Origin of the sequence: Pseudomonas viridiflava, assembly GCF_900184295.1 — a bacterium.
Taxonomy (GTDB): Bacteria; Pseudomonadota; Gammaproteobacteria; order Pseudomonadales; family Pseudomonadaceae; genus Aquipseudomonas; species Aquipseudomonas viridiflava.
The window spans coordinates 4657505-4678378 of record NZ_LT855380.1 but is presented as its reverse complement, the minus strand read 5'-3'; the positions used below and the strand labels follow the sequence as shown (position 1 = coordinate 4678378).

General features: G+C 59.5%; 20 protein-coding genes. 10 read left to right on the top strand and 10 right to left on the bottom strand.

Annotated features, from left to right (window positions below):
* The first annotated feature begins 159 nt into the window (after nt 1–159).
* Nucleotides 160–630 (top strand): PA2169 family four-helix-bundle protein, encoded by a 471-nt coding sequence (locus CFBP1590_RS21050; RefSeq protein ID WP_025995021.1) that lies wholly within the window; start codon nt 160–162, stop codon nt 628–630.
* A gap of 65 nt (nt 631–695) precedes the next feature.
* Here CFBP1590_RS21050 and CFBP1590_RS21045 read toward each other — a convergent pair whose 3' ends face one another.
* The 5 genes from CFBP1590_RS21045 to CFBP1590_RS21025 all read right to left on the bottom strand — a co-directional run bounded on the left by CFBP1590_RS21045 (nt 696) and on the right by CFBP1590_RS21025 (nt 8728).
* A complete protein-coding gene (locus CFBP1590_RS21045) occupies nt 696–2222 on the bottom strand; it encodes a sensor domain-containing diguanylate cyclase (protein WP_058431884.1) in 1527 nt (508 codons plus the stop codon).
* Nucleotides 2223–2421: 199 nt separating this feature from the next.
* Complete coding sequence (locus CFBP1590_RS21040) at nt 2422–3786, bottom strand: heavy metal sensor histidine kinase (protein WP_029241973.1); 1365 nt, start codon at nt 3784–3786, stop codon at nt 2422–2424.
* Entirely contained in the window at nt 3776–4453 is a 678-nt protein-coding gene (locus CFBP1590_RS21035) for a heavy metal response regulator transcription factor (protein ID WP_057411026.1), read from the bottom strand. The genes CFBP1590_RS21040 and CFBP1590_RS21035 overlap by 11 nt, the downstream gene beginning before the upstream one ends.
* 10 nt (nt 4454–4463) lie before the next feature.
* A complete protein-coding gene (locus CFBP1590_RS21030) occupies nt 4464–7565 on the bottom strand; it encodes a multidrug efflux RND transporter permease subunit (RefSeq protein ID WP_088235853.1) in 3102 nt (1033 codons plus the stop codon).
* Nucleotides 7562–8728 (bottom strand): efflux RND transporter periplasmic adaptor subunit, encoded by a 1167-nt coding sequence (locus tag CFBP1590_RS21025; protein WP_088235852.1) that lies wholly within the window; start codon nt 8726–8728, stop codon nt 7562–7564. Before CFBP1590_RS21025 ends, CFBP1590_RS21030 begins: the two co-directional genes overlap by 4 nt.
* A 278-nt stretch (nt 8729–9006) precedes the next feature.
* On the opposite strand from CFBP1590_RS21025, the gene CFBP1590_RS21015 reads away from it, so the two are divergent.
* From CFBP1590_RS21015 to CFBP1590_RS20985, 7 genes are all read left to right on the top strand, one after another.
* Complete coding sequence (locus CFBP1590_RS21015) at nt 9007–9393, top strand: hypothetical protein (protein WP_145958183.1); 387 nt, start codon at nt 9007–9009, stop codon at nt 9391–9393.
* A gap of 336 nt (nt 9394–9729) precedes the next feature.
* Complete coding sequence (locus CFBP1590_RS21010; RefSeq protein ID WP_029241976.1) at nt 9730–10314, top strand: fimbrial protein; 585 nt, start codon at nt 9730–9732, stop codon at nt 10312–10314.
* 61 nt (nt 10315–10375) lie between these two features.
* A complete protein-coding gene (locus CFBP1590_RS21005) occupies nt 10376–11122 on the top strand; it encodes a fimbrial biogenesis chaperone (RefSeq protein ID WP_029241977.1) in 747 nt (248 codons plus the stop codon).
* Nucleotides 11123–11201: 79 nt separating this feature from the next.
* A complete protein-coding gene (locus CFBP1590_RS21000; protein WP_088235851.1) occupies nt 11202–13766 on the top strand; it encodes a fimbria/pilus outer membrane usher protein in 2565 nt (854 codons plus the stop codon).
* Complete coding sequence (locus CFBP1590_RS20995) at nt 13757–14536, top strand: fimbrial biogenesis chaperone (protein WP_374729067.1); 780 nt, start codon at nt 13757–13759, stop codon at nt 14534–14536. The genes CFBP1590_RS21000 and CFBP1590_RS20995 overlap by 10 nt, the downstream gene beginning before the upstream one ends.
* A 1-nt stretch (nt 14537) precedes the next feature.
* Nucleotides 14538–15542 (top strand): fimbrial protein, encoded by a 1005-nt coding sequence (locus CFBP1590_RS20990; protein WP_088235849.1) that lies wholly within the window; start codon nt 14538–14540, stop codon nt 15540–15542.
* A gap of 93 nt (nt 15543–15635) precedes the next feature.
* Nucleotides 15636–15866, top strand: coding sequence for a hypothetical protein (locus CFBP1590_RS20985; protein WP_029241981.1), 231 nt, complete (start codon nt 15636–15638; stop codon nt 15864–15866).
* A gap of 1 nt (nt 15867) precedes the next feature.
* Here the strand turns inward: CFBP1590_RS20985 and CFBP1590_RS20980 are convergent, their stop codons facing one another.
* The 4 genes from CFBP1590_RS20980 to CFBP1590_RS20965 all read right to left on the bottom strand — a co-directional run bounded on the left by CFBP1590_RS20980 (nt 15868) and on the right by CFBP1590_RS20965 (nt 18505).
* Nucleotides 15868–16620 (bottom strand): YkgJ family cysteine cluster protein, encoded by a 753-nt coding sequence (locus tag CFBP1590_RS20980; protein ID WP_088235848.1) that lies wholly within the window; start codon nt 16618–16620, stop codon nt 15868–15870.
* A 97-nt stretch (nt 16621–16717) separates the two neighbouring features.
* Nucleotides 16718–17041 carry a hypothetical protein gene (locus tag CFBP1590_RS20975; RefSeq protein WP_029241983.1) on the bottom strand — a complete coding sequence of 108 codons (324 nt, stop codon included), beginning with the start codon at nt 17039–17041 and terminating at the stop codon, nt 16718–16720.
* 43 nt (nt 17042–17084) lie between these two features.
* A complete protein-coding gene (locus tag CFBP1590_RS20970; protein WP_029241984.1) occupies nt 17085–17546 on the bottom strand; it encodes a GNAT family N-acetyltransferase in 462 nt (153 codons plus the stop codon).
* 62 nt (nt 17547–17608) lie between these two features.
* Nucleotides 17609–18505: a chemotaxis protein gene (locus CFBP1590_RS20965; RefSeq protein ID WP_025995037.1), complete on the bottom strand. Its 897-nt coding sequence runs from the start codon at nt 18503–18505 to the stop codon at nt 17609–17611.
* A 453-nt stretch (nt 18506–18958) separates the two neighbouring features.
* Between CFBP1590_RS20965 and CFBP1590_RS20960 the strand changes: the two genes are divergently transcribed.
* Nucleotides 18959–19468, top strand: a complete 510-nt coding sequence (locus tag CFBP1590_RS20960) for a disulfide bond formation protein B (RefSeq protein WP_088235847.1) — start codon at nt 18959–18961, stop codon at nt 19466–19468.
* A gap of 149 nt (nt 19469–19617) precedes the next feature.
* Here CFBP1590_RS20960 and CFBP1590_RS20955 read toward each other — a convergent pair whose 3' ends face one another.
* Nucleotides 19618–19902, bottom strand: a complete 285-nt coding sequence (locus tag CFBP1590_RS20955; protein WP_145958182.1) for a hypothetical protein — start codon at nt 19900–19902, stop codon at nt 19618–19620.
* Between the two features lie 28 nt (nt 19903–19930).
* Here CFBP1590_RS20955 and cyoA point away from each other — a divergent pair, with 28 nt between their 5' ends.
* Complete coding sequence (gene cyoA / locus CFBP1590_RS20950; protein ID WP_043303141.1) at nt 19931–20872, top strand: ubiquinol oxidase subunit II; 942 nt, start codon at nt 19931–19933, stop codon at nt 20870–20872.
* The last annotated feature ends 2 nt before the right edge of the window (nt 20873–20874 follow it).

Genomic DNA, 20874 nt, shown 5'->3' with positions numbered 1-20874 from the left:
CAAGGTGCGGTTCATGCAGAAATCACGATAATCACTTTGTGAAAATTTCGTAAGCTATTGATTTTAAACGAATAAAATTTTTAAAAAAGCTGGCATGACGACTGCAATGTTCAATGCAGAAGCAACTTTCGTATCAACCTGCCATTAGGAAATTATCAAATGACTGATATCAACAAAGAAACGATCTCTATCCTCAATGACCTGATCGAAACCAGCATTGACGGCGAAGAAGGTTTCAAGACCAGTGCAGAGAATGCGAAAAGCCCACAGGTGAAATCCTTCCTTGCACGTCGTTCGACTGAAGTCGGCGCTGCAGTGCGAGAGCTTCAGCAGCACGTACAACAACTGGGCGGCAAGCCAGAAGATTCGTCCAGCGTATCGGCCGACCTGCACCAGGCATGGGTCAAGCTGAAAACCGCATTCACCAGCAGCGATGACAAGGCTGTGCTGGAAGAAGTAGAGCGTGGCGAAGATGTCGCCAAAAAAGCTTACAGCAAGGCTCTGGAGAAATCCCGCGAGAAGGGCGTTTCCCCGGCAGTGATCGCTGTTATCGAAAAGCAATATCAGGGCGTTCTGAAGAACCACGACGAAGTCAAAGCACTTCGTGACGCAGCCCGCGCCGCCTCGTAATCCGGTAGCTCAGCGGTACTAAGAAAACGCCAGCCAGTCTGGCGTTTTTTTATGCCTCCAATCTCTCAGGCCAGACCTGCAATGTTCGCCGCCGCCACACGCAGCTCGACCCGGTTACGGCCATTGTTCTTGGCCTGATAGAGCGCCTTGTCGGCAATGCCGAAGAACGCCGCCAGCTTGTCACCTGAATGAACCATCTGCGACGCAACGCCAATGCTGACCGTGATTGGCTGTTCATCGCCGGGGAAGGGCGGCATGGATTCGATGGCCTTGCGTACGTTTTCAGCGAGTATCAGCGCGCCGTTGCTGTCGGTTTCCGGCAGCACCACGACAAACTCTTCGCCCCCGTAGCGGGCCGCCATATCACCCGGGCGCCTTATGTTATCTGCAATGGTCTGAGCCACCTTGCGCAGCGCCTGATCGCCGCCCTGGTGCCCATGGCGCTCGTTGAATGCCTTGAAGTGATCAACGTCGATCATCAGCATCGACAGCGGCTTGCCCGAGCGGTGTGCACGCGACCATTCGGTTTCCATCGCAGCGTCGAGCTGGCGTCGATTATCCAGCCCGGTAAGGCCATCGGTCGCCGCCAGGCAGGCCAGTTGGTCTTCGGCTCGCTGGCGTCTGCGTAATTCGCGGCACAGCAGGCCTGTCAGCCACAGTATCCCCAGACACAGCACACTGGTGGCCGAGCCGACCAGCCAGGCATTGCGCCGCCAGACTGCGTACACCTCTGCTTCGGACTGGCCGACCACGACAATCAAGGGCAGATTACCGACCCTCGAAAAGGTGTAGAACCGCTGTGCATTCAACTGGGTCGACCAGGCAGAAAAGCTGCCTTCGCCCTCCTTGAGCATGCGCTGGAAGTTGGCAGTCTGGCTGAAGTCCTTACCGATCAATTCCTGCCCGTCCCTGTCAGGGTGGCGAACAATCAAAATACCTTTGGTATTGATCAGGTTAATACTGCTGTCATTACCCAGCTTCTGACTCATGAACAACTGTTTGAAATACACCAGACGCATGGCAGCACTGGCAATACCCATGAACTCGCCATGGGGTCCTGACATTCTTCGGCTGAAACCGATGCACCAATCCTTGTAACCCCAACGGGTCTTGTAAGGCGGGCTGACATGCAACTCCAGTGACGGGTCAGTGGCATGTTCCTTGAAATAGGAACGGTCCGAAAAGTTATCGTCGCGCGGTATGACCGATAACGAGTCTGCCAATATCTCTCCCCGGTTGTCGAGCAAGACCAAATCACCTTTGTAAGGCGCGGCAGTCGAACGATCAAACAGTACCAACTGACGCAATTCCGGTGAGAGACTCATCAGGTCATGGCGTTGCCAGGCCTTTATCATGCCTTGCAGGGAAGAGTCATACAGTTCGGCGTTGCGCATCACGTCAGCGTCGATCAACTGCACCATGTTGGAGGCGGTACGTGCAGCGGATAGCGCGGTATCACTGCGTTCGCGCACCAACAGTGACGCCACGATGGTCAGAATCGAGAGGACCGACAGCGAGCTGCCGAAAATGAGCATGAGCTCTGACCGGGACCACTTGTAAGACGCGGCTTGTGTGGATGCAGACAACGGCATTGGTGGGTACTACCTGCAAACGAATGATTCTTGATAATTGATGTGGGTCATTAACTTTATTGGCAGTCTTGTAAAGGCCAGCATATATAGCACGCCTGTTGCAGCTCTAATAAGCGCGCCTGAAGAATAAAGACTGTTTTTTAAACCATTCAAGACCGTCAAATACCGAGCGTCAATATTAAGTTTGGCAAACGGATAATCAGTGCGGAAGACGGATGCCGAATGTATTGATGCCCCGGTCGCTGTTCACGAACACCGAGCCGCCGTGCATCAGGGCGATGGCTTTGACGATGGCAAGTCCCAGACCATGGTTGGCACCGCTGTTGCTGCGCGATGCATCGACCCGGTAGAAGCGCTCGAACAGCCGGGGAAGATGTTCTTCCGGGATCGGTGCACCCGGATTGGCCACGCCGATGCTGACGTGATCCTCCTGCGCCTGGATACTCACGCTGATCCTTTCCCCGGCCTCTGTGTGCTGTACGGCATTGTGCAGCAGGTTGATCAGTGCCCGGCGCAGGTGGGCCTTTTCAATCGGTACGCTGGCGTCACCTTCGACCTGCACCTGAACCTGTGCGTCTTCGAGGATGAAATCCAGATAGTCCAGCGTGGTGGCGACTTCCCCGGCCAGTGATGCCCGAGTCAACTCCTGAACCCGGGTGCCCTGATCGGCACTGGCCAGAAACAGCATGTCGTTGATGATCGAACGCAGCCGTTCGAGTTCTTCGAGGTTCGATTGCAGCACTTCGAAATAATGCTCGGCCGAACGGCCCCGGGTCAGGGCGACCTGAGTCTGACCGATCAGGTTGGTCAGCGGCGAGCGCAGTTCATGGGCGACATCGGCGTTGAACGACTCCAGCCGCGAATACGCCTGCTCGACGCGCTCAAGGGTTGAATTGAACGAGGCCACGAACTGCTCGAGCTCGGGCGGCAATGGCGACAGTTGCAGACGCCCTGACAGCCTTGGCGGGGCAAGTTTCTGCACTTCAAGCGACAGCGTTGCCAGCGGACGCAAGCCAATGCGCGCAACCCAGTAGCCCAGCGCCGAGGCCAACAGAATGCCCAACGCTGCGAAGCTGACCAGTGCGATCAGTAGCGAGTGCTGCGCATGCCAGAACGTCTCGGTGTCGATGGCGGTGAGAAAACGCAGGGCAGGGCGCTGATCCCTCGGGGCGAATTCGCTGACCAGCACTTTGAACGCGAAGGGATGATCATCCAGCCTGAGGTCGCGCATACCCAGAGGCCCGCTGGCAAATCGGCGAATGGCCGCGTCGGGCTCGCCGAACTCGAAGCGCGGATCATCGCTGACCACCCAGAACCGCAGGCGCTTGTCCTCTTCACTCAGCAGGTTGAGCTTGGTCTTGATCTTGGCCCAGTGTTCTTGCGTGCCGTAACGATTGACCGCCGACTCCAGCACGCTGTAGCGCGCATCCACTTCGGCGCGGGGCAGCAGATCCAGGCTCTTGTCGACCTGCAGGTACAGCGCCCAGCCGATCAACAGGAAGACGCCCAACGCCACGAGCGCAAAAAGACCGCCCAACCGCAGGGCAATCGAGTCAATCCGCACTGCGGTTCTCCAGCACGTAACCCATGCCGCGGATGGTGTGCAGCAACTTCTGCTCATACGGGCCGTCAAGCTTGGCGCGCAGGCGTTTGATCGCCACCTCGACGACATTGGTGTCGCTGTCGAAATTGATGTCCCAGACCATCTCGGCGATGGCGGTCTTGGACAGGATGTCCCCTTGACGTCGGGCCAGCACGCTCAGCAGGGAGAACTCCTTGGCGGTCAGTTCCAGGCGCGCTCCGGCACGGGTTGCCTTGCGACTGATCAGGTCGATCCACAGGTCGGCAATGCTGATCTGCACCGGTTCATGACCCCCGCTGCGCCGGGTGAGCGCTTGCAGGCGCGCCACCAATTCAAGAAACGAGAACGGCTTGCCCAGATAGTCGTCGGCGCCTTCACGCAGCCCGCGGATGCGATCATCGACCTGTTCGCGGGCGGTGAGCATGATCACCGGTGTCTGCTTGCGAGCCCGCAACGCCCGCAGCACGCCGAACCCGTCCAGCCCCGGCAGCATGACGTCGAGCACCATGACGGCGTAATCGTTTTCCAGCCCCAGGTGCAGCCCCTCGATGCCATCGCGGGCCACGTCCACGGCGTAGCCTTGCTCGGTCAGGCCCCGACGCAGGTAGTCTGCGGTTTTTTCTTCGTCTTCGATGATCAGCACGCGCATGAAGCGACTCTCACTCGTGAATGGCCAGTGCGGGCGCAGGCGCGGGATGACGCCGGTGGAACAGCCGCTCCAGTTGCAGGTAAATGACCGGGGTGGTGAACAGCGTCAGCAGCTGGCTCACCAGCAGGCCGCCGACCACGGCGATACCCAGAGGCTGACGCAGCTCCGCACCGACGCCGAAACCCAGCATCAGCGGCAGCGCGCCGAGCAGTGCTGCCAGAGTCGTCATGATGATAGGCCGGAAGCGCGTCATGCAGGCCTCGTAAATCGCTTCCTGTGGCGTCAGCCCTTGCTCGCGCTGCGCCTGCAGGGCGAAATCCACCAGCAGAATACCGTTCTTCTTGACGATGCCGATCAGCAGCACCACGCCGATCAGCGCCATGATCGAGAAATCCTGCCCCATCATCCACAGCAACAGAAGCGCGCCGATGCCCGCCGACGGCAGCGTCGAAATGATGGTCAGCGGGTGCACGAAGCTTTCGTACAGCACACCCAGAATGATGTAAACCGCCACGAGTGCCGCGAGGATCAGCCAAGGCTGATTGGCCAGCGAACTCTGGAACGCCTGCGCTGCCCCCTGGAAGCTGCCGATGATCGACGCCGGCATGCCGATCTCGGCCTTGGCCTCGTCCAGCATGCGCACGGCATCGCCGAGTGCGACCCCGGAGGCGAGGTTGAAGGAAAGGTTGGCGGCGGGGAACATGCCGTCGTGGCTGATCGACAAAGGCCCCATTTGCGGCGCGCCGACCTTGGCCAGTGCCGAGAGCGGCACCATCTCATTGGTCAGCGGCGAGCGCAGGTAGAAGTAAGCCAGACTCTCGGCTTTGCCACGTTGTCGGGCATCGAGTTCGAGGATCACTTTGTACTGGTTGACCTCGGTCTGATATTCGCTGATCTGCCGCTGGCCGAACGCGTCATACAACGCCTGATCCACGTCTGCGGTGGTCAGCCCGAAACGTGCCGCCGCGCTGCGATCGATGTCGATGTGCGTCACGCTGCCGCCCAGTTGCAGGTCGTTGGACAGGTCGCGGAACGCGGGGTTTTCTCGCAGCTTTTCGGTCAGGCGCTGGGTCCAGGTATTGAGCAGCGGCCCGTCGTTGCTCTTGAGTACGTACTGATATTGGCTGCGGCTCGGGCCGGAACTGAGGTTGATGTCCTGTCCGGCACGCAGATACAGGACGATGCCCGGCACCTTGGCCAGCCTGGGACGCAGGCGATCAATGAACTCGCTGACCGACACATCGCGCTCCGAGCGGGGCTTGAGCGAGATCCAGAAACGCCCGTTGGCGATGGTCTGGTTACTGCCTGACACGCCGACCGAATGGGAGAACGCCAGGACCGCAGGATCGGCGCCGACGATCTTCGCCAGCGCGAGGTGTTTTTCCACCATGTCCGGGTAGGAAATGTCGGCCGCCGCCTCGGTGGTGCCCAGCGCGAAAGCGGTGTCCTGCACTGGAAAGAATCCCTTGGGAATGACGATGTAGCCGACCACTGCCAGAGCCAGTGTCAGGCCGAATATGCCCAGCATGATCCGCTGGTGCGCCAGTGCCTTGCGCAGGCCTCGCTCGTAAGTGGCGAGCAGGCGCTCGCCGAAGCCCGGTCGGGAATGCTTGGCGTGCGACGGGGCACGCATGAACAACGCAGCCAGTGTCGGCGCCAGGGTCAGCGAAACCACTACCGAAATCAGGATCGTCGCCGTGGCGGTCAGGGCGAACTCCTTGAACAGACGCCCGACCACGCCGCCCATGAACAGCAGCGGAATGAACGCTGCGATCAACGAGAAGCTGATCGAGACCACCGTAAAGCCGATTTCGCCCGAGCCTTTGATCGCCGCTTCGCGCATGCCTTGTCCGGCTTCCAGGTGCCGGTGGATGTTTTCCACCACCACAATGGCGTCGTCCACGACGAATCCTACGGAGACCACGATTGCCACCAGCGTCAGGTTGTTCAGGCTGAACCCCAGCAGGTACATCATCGCGAAACTGGCAATCAGCGACACCCCCAGCACGGCGCTGACGATAAGCGTCGCGGAGAGCTGACGCAGGAACAGCGCCATCACGGCGACCACCAGCAGCACAGCAATCAGCAGGGTCAGCTCCACTTCATGCAGCGAGGCGCGGATGGTGCGCGTCCGGTCGTTGAGCACCGACACATCGACAGCGGCGGGGAGCATTTCCTGCAGGCGCGGCAGTTCGCGCTGAATGCGGTCCACCGTGTCGACGATGTTGGCGCCGGGCTGGCGGAAGATGGCGATGTTCACGCCTTGCTGGTCGCCGGACCATGCCTTCACATAAGCGTTTTCCGAACCGTTGACCACCCGCGCCACATCACTCAGGTGCACCGGTGCGCCATCCTTGTACGACACGATCAGTTGCGCGTAGTCCTGCGGCTTGAACAGTTGGTCGTTGGAGGACAGGGTCGAAATGCTGTCCTTGCCGTACAGCGCGCCCTTGGCCAGGTTCAGGCTGGTCTGCTGCACGGCCTGGCGGATGTCGGCGAGGGTCAGGCCCAGAGCGGCGAGTTTCTCGGGCGCGGCCTGCACGCGGATTGCCGGGCGCTGCTGACCCGTGATGAACACCTGACCCACACCTTCGACCTGGCTGAGCTGTCGCGCCAGAATGGTTTCGGTCACGTCGCTCAGTTCGGTGCCCGGCATCAGGCTGGAGCTGACACTCAGGATCAGCACCGGGCTGTCGGCCGGGTTGACCTTGCGCCAGGTCGGCAGGTTGGGCATGTCAGCGGGCAGGCGTCCGGCGGCGGTATTGATCGCCGCCTGCACTTCCTGCGCGGCCGTGTCGATGCTCTTGTTGAGGGTGAATTGCAGCGTCAGGTTGGTTGACCCCAGCGCACTGCTGGACGTCATTTGCGTCATGCCTGGTATCGCACTGAACTGCACTTCAAGGGGCGTGGCGACCGACGAGGCCATGGTTTCAGGACTGGCACCGGGAAGCTGGGCGCTGACCTGGATCGTGGGGAATTCCGCTTCCGGCAATGGCGCAACCGGCAAGCGCGGAAAGGCGATGACACCCAGCAACACCAGCGCAAAGGTCAACAGCAGAGTGGCGACCGGATGGTCGATGCACCATGCGGACACCGAACCCCGGCGTTTCATTGCGCGCGCTCCACTTGTGCGGTGCGGTCTTCCTCTACCGCGCCCTTCACCACTTCGATGGTGGTGCCGGGCTTGAGTCGGGACTGACCGTCACTGACCAGTGTGTCTCCTGCCTGCGGGCCGCTGATCAGGGTTTGTTCACTGTCCTGATACAGCACTTTCACGGGCACCACTTCGACCTTTTTATCCGCTGTGACCCGGTACACGAAATGCTGGTCCATGCCGCGCTGTACGACTTGAGGCGCTACCTTCAGCGAATCGCGTTCGATGCCGGTCTGGATCTTTACCGTCACCAGTTGCCCCGGCCACAACCGCTCACCGGGGTTGTTGAACTGCGCTTTGGCGCGGATCGTCCCGGTGGTGGCCGACACCTGATTGTCGATCAGCGACAGTGTGCCTTCGCCCAGTAACAGGCCGTTGGCAGCGCTGTCACCCTGATAGGCCTTGACCACCGCGCTCGTGCGGTCGGCGATCAGCCCTTGCAGGGTGGGCAGCATCTGCTGCGGCAGTGAGAACTCCACGGAAATAGGATCGATCTGGGTGACGGAGAACAGCCCGGCGGCATCCGTGACCCGCATGAAATTGCCTTCGTCGACATTGCGAATGCCGACCCGGCCGCTGACCGGCGAGCGGATCTGTGTGTGAGAAAGCTGGACCTGCGCGGCATTGATGCTTGCTTCGTTACCCTGCGCTGTGGCGCTGAGCTGCCTGACCAGCGCCTGTTGCTGGTCGTAGGTCTGCTTCGAAATACCGTTGTCTTCAGTGAGCTGGCGATAGCGCTTGAGATCAAGCTGGGCGACGTCGAGTTGTGCCTTGCTCTGCGCCAGTTGCGCACGGGCCTGCTCCAGTGACGCGCTGATCGAGCGGTCGTCCAGCGTTGCCAACAACTCTCCGGCCTTGACCTGCTGGCCTTCCTTGACCAGCACTCTGGTCAGAATGCCGTCCACTTGCGGGCGAATCACGACGCTTTGCAGCGACAGCACTGAACCGATGCCGGTCACGAAACGCGGCACGTCTTCGACCTCGACGGTCACGACTTTGACCGGAACGGCGGCTGGCGCGCTTTTGTGGGCCTTGGCAGGGCGTAGCAGGTTCCAGCCGACAATCGCGACCAGGGCAGCGAGGATGACGAAGGCTGTGACGGTGAGGGTCTGTTTACGCATGCGGGGAAGGCGCCGGAAGAGTCAATGTGAAAGGCAGCGAGTTTCAAGTGTTACTTATAGCCTGCAAACACGGTCAGCAGAATGACTTTCAGCTGTCAGGAATGTCAGGAAACACCGATCAAGAAATCCGGCTCCGGGGCGATACAACGATAGAGGGGATGACGTATCGGATCATGAGTGAGTCCTCAGATAAATCCTACATTTTCATGCGCTAACTTCTGTTCTCTGATTTTTCTTCGACTTAACTGTTATCAAGCATTTTATCCGTGAGGTGTGGCATGAACAGCAAGGCATCAGCCGTCAAGAGCGTTCTGCAAATCCTGTCCACGCCTTCCGGTATGGCGACAACTGTGTTTATTCCGTTGCTGCTGGCTTCCAGTCTTTCGCTCGCGCGTGACGGTACCCTGAGTTTTCATGGCAGTGTCGTCAATTCGAGTTGCGAAGTATCGGCATCAGCACCGGGCTCGGCAAATAAGGACCTGCGTTCACTGACAGTTTCGCCGGGCATTACGATACAGATCAGTACAGTGAAAGATGCGTGCGCCGATAACAGCGCTCCCTTTGTTGCCGTCTATCAGGAATTGCCGGCCTTGCCTGTTTCATCGACAGCCGGACAGCCGACGGTGGCGGCTCGTGCCGGCGTGGTAACGCTGACGTATCAATAAACTCCCCTGCCGCTTATCAAATAACCTGTCGCCTCTTCAGCGGCGACAGGTTATTGTCCGACAATGCAGTTTTCCTGCGTACTTTCCTTTTTTGTTATTCAGTATGCCTGCGGCAATCATTTGGTTGATGTATGTGCTTGGGTATTACCTGTAACGCTCTGAAACCGTGGCCTGTACGGTTATTCTGGTTATTCCTACAGATGCATCCTGCGTGGCGTGTGGTCGTGTCCGCTCATTCAAAGTAATCCCCCTGACAGCGGTCAAAAAGTTCGAGACCTATAGTGCTCGCCGTCCGAACATGGGCACACACGAAATAACACAAGGAAGGTAGTTAGCATGAGAAAGCTTTCTCTGACACTGGCAGTCATGGGCGCTATAAGTTTGGGTCTGGCGGGCACCGCCAATGCGGCAAACAACGGCAAACTGATCTTCAATGGCACACTCACCAATATCTCTTGCGATGTGGCGCCGGGCACCGGCGTGAGCGCCGGTAATAATCCGGGTGAGATCAATGTCGATCTGGGCAACGTTTCGTTTTCCGATATCGGCCTCTCCAGCGAAACCAAATATGAAACCGCCACACCTATTCAATTACTGGTCAACTGCAGTGCAGGTGCCGATCAGTACAACATGGTGAAGATGCGGTTCACCGCTCGCAACGGCAGTGGACTGGACAATAACGATTCGAAACTGTTGCGCACCACCGGTGCGGCGGACGGTGTCGGTATCGGTCTTCTCAATGCTTCCAGCGTGCTGATGGACCTGAGTGGCAGCGAAACCATCGACACGTCGCTGGTCAAGGATGGTGTCGGTGGCGCAACTGCCGAGATCAACTTTGGCGCGGTCTACGTGCTCAACGGCACGCCGACCAATCCTGGTAACGCCGATGGCTTCATGCCGTTCGTAATGGATTACGAGTAACGGCCTGACAGGGCGGGCTTCGCTCGCCCTGTTTCATGCTCATCAGAGGCGGGTGCCAAGTATGCTTCTCGACTTTTTTCGTTACATCGTGCTGCTTGCGATGGGATTGACCATGTCTTTCGCTCAGGCCGGCATCGTGCTGAACACGACGCGGGTCATTTATCAGGGGGGCGACAAGGAAGCGAGCCTCGGAGTTCAGAACAGCGGCAGTGGAGAAATCCTTCTGCAGTCCTGGCTTGAGACGCCTGGCGCGGTCGGTACACAGGCTACTCCGGATCTGCCTTTCATTGTCACGCCAGCCCTGGCGCGTATGGCCGGTGGCAGCAAACAGTTGCTGCGCATCATCCATTCCGGCGCCGGCCTGCCGACCGACCGCGAGTCGGTGCTGTGGCTCAATGTTCAGGAAATACCCCAGACCGCTGCAGAAAACACGCTTCAAATCGCGATACGGCAACGCATCAAGGTGTTTTTTCGGCCCCAGGGGCTGGGCGGTGATCCGTTGCAGGCGCCCGAAAAACTGCGCTGGCGCTGGGCCGGAGGTGATGTGCTGTCCATTGAAAACCCAGGGCCCTATCACGTGTCGATGTTGCGGGTTTCGGTTCGTCAGCGCGGCACCGAACTGGCCAGTCTTGACCGCCAGATGCTTGCGCCTCATCAGAGCCTGAGCCTGCCGTTGCGGGGCAAGAGCGCTGCGGTGCCACTGGATCTGAGCTTCATCAGCATCAACGATTTCGGCGGACAGGACCCTTATCAGGCCCGACTCGACGACGGCGGAGTCATTTACGCAAGCAAGGCTGCGGCGCGCTAGCCGGGCCGGTCCTGTCGCCCTGCGTCTGTGCGAAGGATTGCGCGACGTGCGATATATCCGAAGTAGAGTAAAGATCGCTATGGAATGGCACAAAAAAGACATGGGCGTCATTGCACAGTCTGTTCGCCTGTATCCCGGACATTGCTCGAGACCCGGTACCACGTGGGTATCGCGCCGCAGTCGGGTCTGTATCAGTCTGGTGCTGAGCTGTTCTTGCACCGCCTTCGCGGCCGGACCGGATGGCCCGGCTATCACGACCCCGGTCAAGTTCAATACCGCGTTCATTCAGGGCAGCGAGCAGCCCCCGGACCTGAAAGAATTTTTGCGCGCCAACAGCGTTCTGCCGGGTATCTACCGCGTGGACATCTACGTGAACCGGACGTTGAGCGGACGGCGTGATGTGGCATTTTCGAAAAACCGGCGTTCCGGCCAGATCGAGCCTTGCCTGACGCTTGAGATGTTGCAGGGTTTCGGACTCGATCCGGCCCGTTTGCCTGCCACCGGCGAGCCGGACGAAGCGTGTTTCGATCTGCCCGCGCAGGTCGAGTTTGCAAGAGTCGACTACCATCCCGGTGCCTTGCGCCTGAACATCAGTGTTCCGCAGGCGGTGATGGCGCGCAGTGCCCGAGGTTATGTCTCACCGCAGTTGTGGGACGAGGGCGAGCCCGCAGCATTCGTCAATTACAACGCCAATGTCGTCAGACGGCGCAATCAGAACCTCGATTCCGACCAGTACTACATGGGACTGCGCAACGGTGTGAACCTGGGCGCCTGGCGGCTGCGCAACGAGTCTTCACTGCTGTATGGCGCCGATCGCTCATGGCGTTATCGGGGCAATCGCACGTTCGCTCAGCGCGACATCACCGCCCTGAAAAGCCAGTTGACGTTGGGTGAGACATTCAGCGATTCGCAGGTGTTCGACAGCGTTCGCTTCAGAGGTGCGTCGATTGCCTCGGATGACGGCATGCTGCCTGACAGTGAGCGCAATTATGCGCCAGTCATCCGTGGCACTGCCGAGACCAACGCCACGGTCGAGGTTCGCCAGAACGGATTCCTGTTGTACAGCGGCAACGTTTCACCCGGTCCCTTCGAAATCACGGACATTTACCCCAGCGGTTCCAACGGCGATCTTGAGGTCACGATCATTGAAGCCGATGGCCGCCGACGTTCATTCACCCAGGCTTATGCGTCGCTGCCGATCATGGTGCCAGCAGGTGCGTTGCGCTTCAGCCTGGCTGCCGGGCAGATCGACAACGACGGTCAGGATTCTCCGGCCTTCACCAGCGCCGCGCTGATCTACGGTCTGTCAGAACGAATGACCGGCTTCGGCGGATTGCAACTGGCCGAGGATTATCAGGCCACGAACATCGGCACCGGAGTGAACACCGGAATCGGCGCGGTCTCTCTGGATATCACCCATTCGGTCAGTCAGCAGAAGCCGCAGACGCTTGCGGGCCAGAGCCTGCGGGTTCGCTATGCCAATACACTGGATGTGACGGACACCACCCTGGCCATCGCCGGGTATCGCTATTCCACCGAACAATACCGGACGCTCAATCAGCACGTCAGCGAGACGGGGGACCCAGTGAACGGACTCCCGGGCGGCCAGCCCAGGGACCGGCTGGAGCTCAATGTCACTCAGGTGCTGCCAGCGCAAAATGCCTCCCTGAGCCTGACGGCTTCCGAGCAGCGCTACTGGAACCTGCCCGGCAAGACCCGGCAGCTTTATCTGTCGTACAACGCGGCCTGGCGCAGTCTCAATTACAGCCTGTCCGTGGAGCGTAATCAGGATTTCGGCCGTTCGGGTGATGCGACTCCGGACACTCGGATCGCTTTCAGTGTGACCCTGCCGCTGGGCACGAGTCCGGGTTCGTCACGCCTGTCGTTCAATGGGGTGCGCAGCAGTGCGGGCGATTACAGCGTGCAGGCGGGCCTCAATGGTCAGGTAATGGATGATCGCGACACGTTCTACTCCGTGCAGACCGGACGTGACAGCCGTTCCGGGAGTTACGGCGCGGGCAAGGTCAATACCACCCTGCCTTACGGTCGGTTCGAGGCCGGTTACAGCCAGGGCCAGGACTATGACGCGTTGACCCTGAGTGCTACCGGTTCTGTCGTCGCTCACGCGGGTGGCGTCAATCTGGGCCAGCCATTGGGTGAAACCTTTGCGCTGGTGCATGTGCCGGATGTCGAAGGGGCGCGGCTCAGGTCGTTCAACAACGTGGCCACCGCCGCCAACGGTTATGCGGTGATGCCCTATGCGCAGCCGTATCGCACTAACTGGGTCAGCCTGGACACTCGGCAACTGGGCGCCGACATCGATCTGGAAAGCGCCATCACCCAGATCGTGCCTCGACGCGGAGCCGTACCGCTGGTGCGCTTCAAGGCGGCGGTGGGTCGCCGCGTGCAGTTTGAACTGGTGCGCGCCGATGGCAGCAAGGTGCCGCTCGGTGCCAGTGTCGAGGACGGGCAGGGCAGGGCGCTCGCGGTGGTGGACCCGAGCAGTCAGGCGTTGGTGTTGAGTGATCAGGACAGCGGCCGTTTGCACGTTCGCTGGTCGGATCAGCGTTGCGAAGCGCCTTTCGTGCTGCCGCCCAGAGACCCGGCACGGGCCTATGAACGGCTCAAGGTGACCTGCCAATGACCTGCGCTTACCGACTCATGCTTCTGGCGGTGCTGTCGCTGACCAGTGTCTGCGCACAGGGAGCGCTGTCGCTGACCGGAACGCGGCTGATCTTCGATGGCCGGTACCGGGAGGTCAGCCTGGAGGTGCGCAACCCCGGGCAGGACGAGGTACTTGTTCAGGCCTGGCTCAGTGATCCGCTGGATGACGAAACGTCATCGGCATCGACCCGGATTCTGCCCTTTGTGGTGACGCCACCCCTTTCGCGTATCGGTGCGGGCGGCAGACAGGCCGTGCGTGTGTTGTACCAGGGTGCCGGAATGCCCGAGGACCGGGAATCCCTGCTGCACCTGTCGGTGCTTGAAATTCCCAGGCGTGAAAGCGGCAACCGACAACTCACGATCGCCGTACGTCAGCGCATCAACGTGTTTTACCGACCCGTCGGGCTGCCGGGCGATCCGGCCGAGTCCGCCGAGCGGCTGGACTGGGCGGTGACGCATGACGGAACGGGCATGACGCAGTTGCAGGTCAGCAACCCTACGGCTTACCACGTCTCCCTTGAATCCCTGAGCCTGGAGGGTGTTCAGATCAGCGACCACCTGTTGCTGGCCCCCGGTGCGCGGATCGAGTTGCCGGTCCCGGCGAGTGCGCAAGGGTCCGGCCTGCACCGGCTCGCGTTCAAGGCGCTGACCGACTACGGCGGCCAGCGCGGTTACTGCGTGCATCTGAACGGGCAGGCATCGGCCCGCGCCCGTCTTCTGGAAAACCACTCTCTTCAGGAATCCTGCTGATATGAAATCTTTCTTCGTGCGCCGCCGGTTCAGCGCTGCCGCATTGCTGATGCTGCTGAGCCCTGCGCCCGCGTTTGCGCTGGTCTGCAAGACACAGGGTGCGGGCGAAACCCTCGTTCATGCTCAGTTGAGCAGTACGGTGGCCATTCCTGCCACGGTCCCGAACGGCGAAGTGGTCTGGCGCTCCGAGCCCATGAACGTCCAGGTCGAGTGCGCCAAGGATGGTCAGCAGGCACTTCAGGAGGAGATTGCCCTGTACCTGAACCCGGACAACATCATGATCGGACAGGGCATTCGTGCGGGTCTGACCTACAGGGGAATTGATTATGTGCAAGGCAGCGGACGGGTTGCCACCGGGCAGTACCTGCCTGCGTGCCATGAAGGCGATGCGAACATCGACGATTGCCCCAAAATCCGTTTCAATCTGCCGTTTTCGGTGTTCATCCAGAAGTTCGGCGCAACCCCGCCTTCGGGCGTCGCGAGCACTCTGCTTGATTACCGTTTCTTCCAGCTCGACAGCGGTGCCGGTCTGCAACCGTTGCCGGGGCGCAGTCTCAGTTACGTGATCGACAGCCTCACCGGTCTGCGCTTCGTGGCCTGCGACGCCGATTTGCAAGTGATGCCGCAAACCGTGGAGTTCGGTGAGATACCCATCAAGAACGTCGCCGTTGGCAAGGTTTTCGCCACTCAGCCATTTTCACTGCTGACCCGCCGCACCTGTGATTCACCCTTCAGCATCAATGCGCGTTTTCGTCCGGTGAGCGGCATGATTTCGGGCGCGGGCGATCTGTTGCTACCCGCTGGCAATCAGTCGCTGGGCATCCGCATCAGCGGTGCGTTGGGAGGCAAGGCCCTGCGCTACAACGAACCGTTCCACATGGCTGAATTGCTGGACGATACCCAGGCTTCAAGAGCGGATTTCAATGCCGAACTGGTCTGGAACAGCAGTCGGCCGCAGGTCGGGCCCTTTGATGCGCAAATCATGGTGGATCTGTTCTATCGGTGAGGGCGACAGGAGGCTCGGGCGGGCGTTCGAGGTTTGCTGTATGCTGCGCGACCGCGGGCGTTCGCCCGGCCATTTCGACTTTCTGGTGACACCATGACCACTCCTGAACAACCCTCTGTTCAAGAAGCCGCAATCGACTCCGTAGACGCTGCCGACAAGAAGGCTGCGATTGCCCCGTTCAGCTTTCCGTTCAAGCCGTCGGAGTTCGCACAGGCCAAAAAAGACAAGGATCAGGCCTGGTATCAGAAATCGAACAAATCCGGCCATCACAAAACGCCAGGTGCCGCGCCGTCCGGAACCCGTCGTTCCATGGGCAAGCGCTGAGTCAGGCTGCCTGCAGCGGGATGAACAGGTAGGAAACCGGTTCCCTCAGGGTCACGTCGGCACCTGCCGCCTGCAGCGTGTCGATGACCGTCTGGCCTGCGACATGAAATTCCCAGTCGGCTTTTGCCGATAATTTGCTCTCGTGGCTGGCAACCTGCTCGATGGCTGCCGCGAAGGCGACCATGTCCGGCAGGTACGCCACGAAACCGTTGCCCTTGAGGGCCGTGGTGCGAATTCCCAGCGTCTGACAGATTGCCTGCTTGGCCTCGATTTCATCGCGGTCTGCCTGGCGTGACTGCTCGATCAGCGCCATCAGTTGCGTGTCCACCAGCGTGTTGCCAACGATCAGATCGGGACCCTGTTCCCAGGCCTCCGGCGGGCAGCCCTTGGTTTCAGGACGCAGCGGGATGTGCGGATTGATTTCCATCGGATAGATCCGGCACACCAGCGGGCGACGCTCGTAGATGCCGCAGAGGTTCTGGTCGTCAAGATTCCGGCAGCGACCCACGTTGTAGGCGGCGAAGGTGATGGCGACGTAGGCGGTGGTCAGGCCACTGTTCACTTCGGTCGAGCGTCGGGTGGCGTGTGTCAATTGCGCTTCGGGAACGCCATAACCGTTACCGAGAAAGGCTTCGGTCAGCACGATCACCGTACCGCCGTCCGCCGCCCACTGCGTGGCTTCGGTGAGTGTCAGCGGTACGTGATGATCGGTGCAGCAGCCGCCGCAACCTGTGCAGGAAAACTGGGTGTTCATTGGGTCGGTAACCTGTGCATGACGGGCGCCGGGGTGACGACAAGGCTGTCATCGTTCCGACTGATGCAGGCCATGAAGCAAGTTGCGCGCCACAGGTCTAGCGGGCAGGCGACGGGGTGATGCTGTCCCACTCGGTCACGCTGGCCTGTCTGCTTTTACGGTTGTACAGACACAGCTCGGTGCCGGGGCGGTTGTTCATGTGTTTTTGTGGATAGCGACCTTTCAACAGCAGCGCGCTGTAGCCGACCCGGTCATCAAACTGGGCGCTGTTGCCGACGGCTGAAACGTTCTTGAGCTGGCTGGCTTTCAGGCAACTGTCGAGCATCGCCTTGTCCAACGCGCTCCAGGCTTGTGGTGTCGAGGCACTGGCGTGGGTGGCGACTACGGCCAGACCTGCCAGCAACAGAAGGGATGCTTTCATCTCGGTTTCCACGTGAAATGTTTCGGGCGCAAATTATGCCAGATCAGTTCCGCATAACTGCCAGACGAGCGACGTAGGACAAGTCTGATTTTTCATAAAGACGCCTTGCGACCTGATTGTTTTCCATCACTTTCAGATCGACTGCCGCCTCGCCACAACGCTTCAGATGGACGAACAGATGGTGGAGCAACGCCGCGCCGATCCCTCTGTTCCGGTAATCCGGGTACACGGCCAGATCCTTGATGAAGGCGCTGGTCCAGCAGGTAATCACTCCCACCACTCGATCGCTGTCGATTGCCACAAAACAGCGTGACCGATCGAACTCCGGGTTGTGCTCGAAAGCGTCGAGCCAGTCCGGGTGGTGCAGCCACTGCCCGTCCTCCAACAGATGACTCTGCGTCAGAAGGCTGTGAGCCTGAAGACTGTGTCGGGGCGTCAAGCTGACGCAAGTGACGCCCGGCGGCCAGGGCGCGAGCGGTATCGCTGCGGTCAGATCCCGACGCATCAGCCAGCAATGGTCTGGCGAGGCATCGTCGGGATCCGGCGCCGTGGCGAGCGGTCTGTGGATCAGATGCCCTGAGCCACGACCGTGCGGGCGGCCTCGATCAGGCATTTGGTCAGCTCGGGTGAAGAGAACTTGGTCAATACGGCATTGGCGCCGGCGATCCTGGCTTTCTCGCTGTTCATCGCACTGTCCAGCGACGTGTGCAGCAGGATGTACAGGTCGTTGAAGTCCGGCGTATCGCGCAGGGTACGGGTCAGGGCGTAACCGTCCATCTCCGACATTTCGATATCGGACACCACGACATTGATCTGCGCTGCCGTGCCTTGCAGCTCCAGCAGGACATCGATGGCTTCCTTCGCGCTGCGGGCCGTGTGGCAGTTGATGCCCAGATTGCGCAGCGTGATGATCGACTGCTGCAGGGCGACCTGGCTGTCATCGACCACCAGAATGCGCGCTTTAGCCAGCACTTCGGCGTCTTCCCTGGCCAGTTCGGCCGATTGCACGACAATCTGTGCCGGGGCGATGCCGTGGATCACTTTTTCGATGTCCAGCACCTGCACCAGCACGCCGTCGACCTGGGTGACGCCAGTGATGAACGACTTGCTGCTCGAGCCGTAGGGCGGCGGGCGGATATCGGTGGTCAGGCAGTGCACGATCTTGCTGACCGCCTGCACATGCAGACCTTGCTTGGAACGGCTGACGTCGGTGACGATCAGGCAGCCGCCATCCGGGTCGGCAAGCGGCCGCTCGCCGATGGCCCGGCTCAGGTCGATGACCGACAGCGATGAGCCGCGCAGTGTTGCGATGCCTTTGACGTGCGGGTGCGATTCCGGCAGATGAGTCAGAGCAGGGCAGGGGATGATTTCGCTGACCTTGAGCAGATTGATCGCCATCAGCTTGCCGCTGCGCAACGTGAAGAGGAGCAGCGAAAGTGAATCTGCTCGGACGTTCTTGGACATATGAACCTTCTGGCTATAGGTGTTTCGTCGCCTGGAGGCGACAAACATCTTTCTCTGAGAGGTTATCGACCCGCGTCGGTGTGGCTTTAGGATTTTTAAAGGATAGCGCTTTGCAGGGTTAAAACCCGAGGTGCGACAAAATACCGCGCCCTTCTATATATAGAAGGGGTGCGACAAACTGACGCACGCTTCTATATATAAGGAAGAGATTCGATCGCTGCGCAGAAACCGTCCGCACGGCGCGGCGGCAACGCTGCCTCGCAGGTGCACAACCATCCGGCAGGCAGATTCGGCCGTACGGCCGTTGCGCCCTTGAGTTGTCGGGGCCGGAAGATGATTATCGCGTGCGATCCGGGGCGGGCGATTCTACACTGCGCGTCCCATCCTCAGGTGGCTGAGCATGTCGGGCATTCGGGCCCTTCAGCCACTTCATCAGTTCAGTAAGGTGTGTGAATGAGCGACAACCTGATGTACCTGCGACGCGAGAAACGCTTTCTGGTCTTGCTGGGGATTATCTGCCTGTCCCTGATCGGCGGTGCCCTGTACATGCAGATCGTGCTGGGCGAAGCGCCATGCCCGCTGTGCATCCTCCAGCGCTACGCACTGTTGTTCATCGCGATCTTCGCCTTCATCGGTGCCGCCATGCCTGGCCGCCGCAGCGTGACCCTGTTCGAAGTGCTGGTGACCCTGGCTGCGCTGGGCGGTATTGCCGCTGCCGGCCGTCACGCCTGGGTGCTGGCCAACCCTGAGGTCAGCTGCGGGATCGATACGTTGCAGCCAATCGTCGACGGACTGCCGCTGGCGGAACTGTTCCCCACCGTTTTTCAGGTCGGCGGGTTCTGCTCGACGCCTTATCCGCCAGTACTGGGACTGTCGCTGGCGCAGTGGGCACTGGCAGCCTTCGTTCTGACTGCAATCCTGGTCCCGGTCTGTGTGTTTCGCAATCGGCGTAAACCTTACTGAATACAAGGGCTTTCATGAAAATGGCCTCGTGAAATCGGGGCTTTTTTTTGCGCCGTGAAAGCCAATCAGCAGTTATTGTTACCAATATGGAGAATAACTGTTACAAAATTAGGCATAGTCATTAAAAATTTACGTATCTACAATCCCCGTCACTTGTCGTCAGGCTTCACTTGACGATCAGCAATTTTGAGGCCTTTAGCGCCACCTGTGTACCCTGAACAGGCAGCGCAATGCTTGCCTCCGAGGGCGTACAATGGCCGCTGAAGGCGTCTGCCCTGCACATCGGGCAGTTCCAGCAGCTCAAAATAAGAATCCATAGCTAAACCCGGATTTGTCGATACGTCACGTTGGCGTGCTGGCAGGCCCTTGTTCAATTCAAAAAAAATTGCCGGCACTGGCAGGGTGAAGTGTTGGCGGTCGAAACCCAACTGCACCGCGCAAGCTGCTTTTAGAGGTCGTGAAATGAGTAAAAAAAGGTACCCCAGGTTTTTTGGCTTCTTGGCCCTTTTCTGTATGCTTTTGCTCAGTGGATGCGACGGCGTACCTCTGCTCGATCCAAAAGGGCAGGTGGGTATCGAGCAGCGTAACCTGATCGTTATCGCCACATTGCTGATGCTGATCGTCGTGATCCCGGTCATTCTCATGACCCTGATCTTCGCCTGGAAGTATCGCGCCACGAACAAGGCTGCCAAGTACACGCCGGACTGGTCGCACTCCACCAAGATCGAAATCGCGGTCTGGGGCGTTCCCATGCTGCTGCTGGTGTTCCTGGGCTACTACACTTACGTCTCGACGCACGAGCTGGACCCTTACCGTCCGCTTGAGTCCGACGTCAAGCCGGTCACCATTCAGGCGGTCTCCGTAGACTGGAAGTGGATTTTCATCTACCCGGAATACAACATCGCGACGGTCAACAAGATCGTGTTCCCGGCCAACACGCCGATCAATTTCCAGGTCACCTCCGATAGCGTGATGAACTCATTGTTCATTCCGGGTCTGGGCGGCCAGATCTACGCAATGGCGGGCATGCACACCAAGCTGCACCTGATCGCCAACGAAGTTCACGAATTCAACGGTATCTCCGCCAACTACAGTGGCGCAGGCTTTACCGGCATGAAGTTCAAGGCCAACTCCGTGAGCCAGGCCGATTTCGACAACTGGATCACAGAAGTCAGGAACTCGCCGAAGAAGCTTGGCCAGACCGAATACGCTGAACTGCTCAAGCCGAGCGAGCGTAATCCTGTTGAACTGTTTTCTGCGGTCACTCCGAACCTGTTCCAGATCATCATCGACAAGTATGAAGGTATGAATCCAGGCAAGAAGCTTGTTGCAGGTGAGAAAGAAACCGCCAGTAACGAAGGCGCGGAAAAGAGCAAAAATTCAGCTGCTGGGGCAGAGGAGTAAAC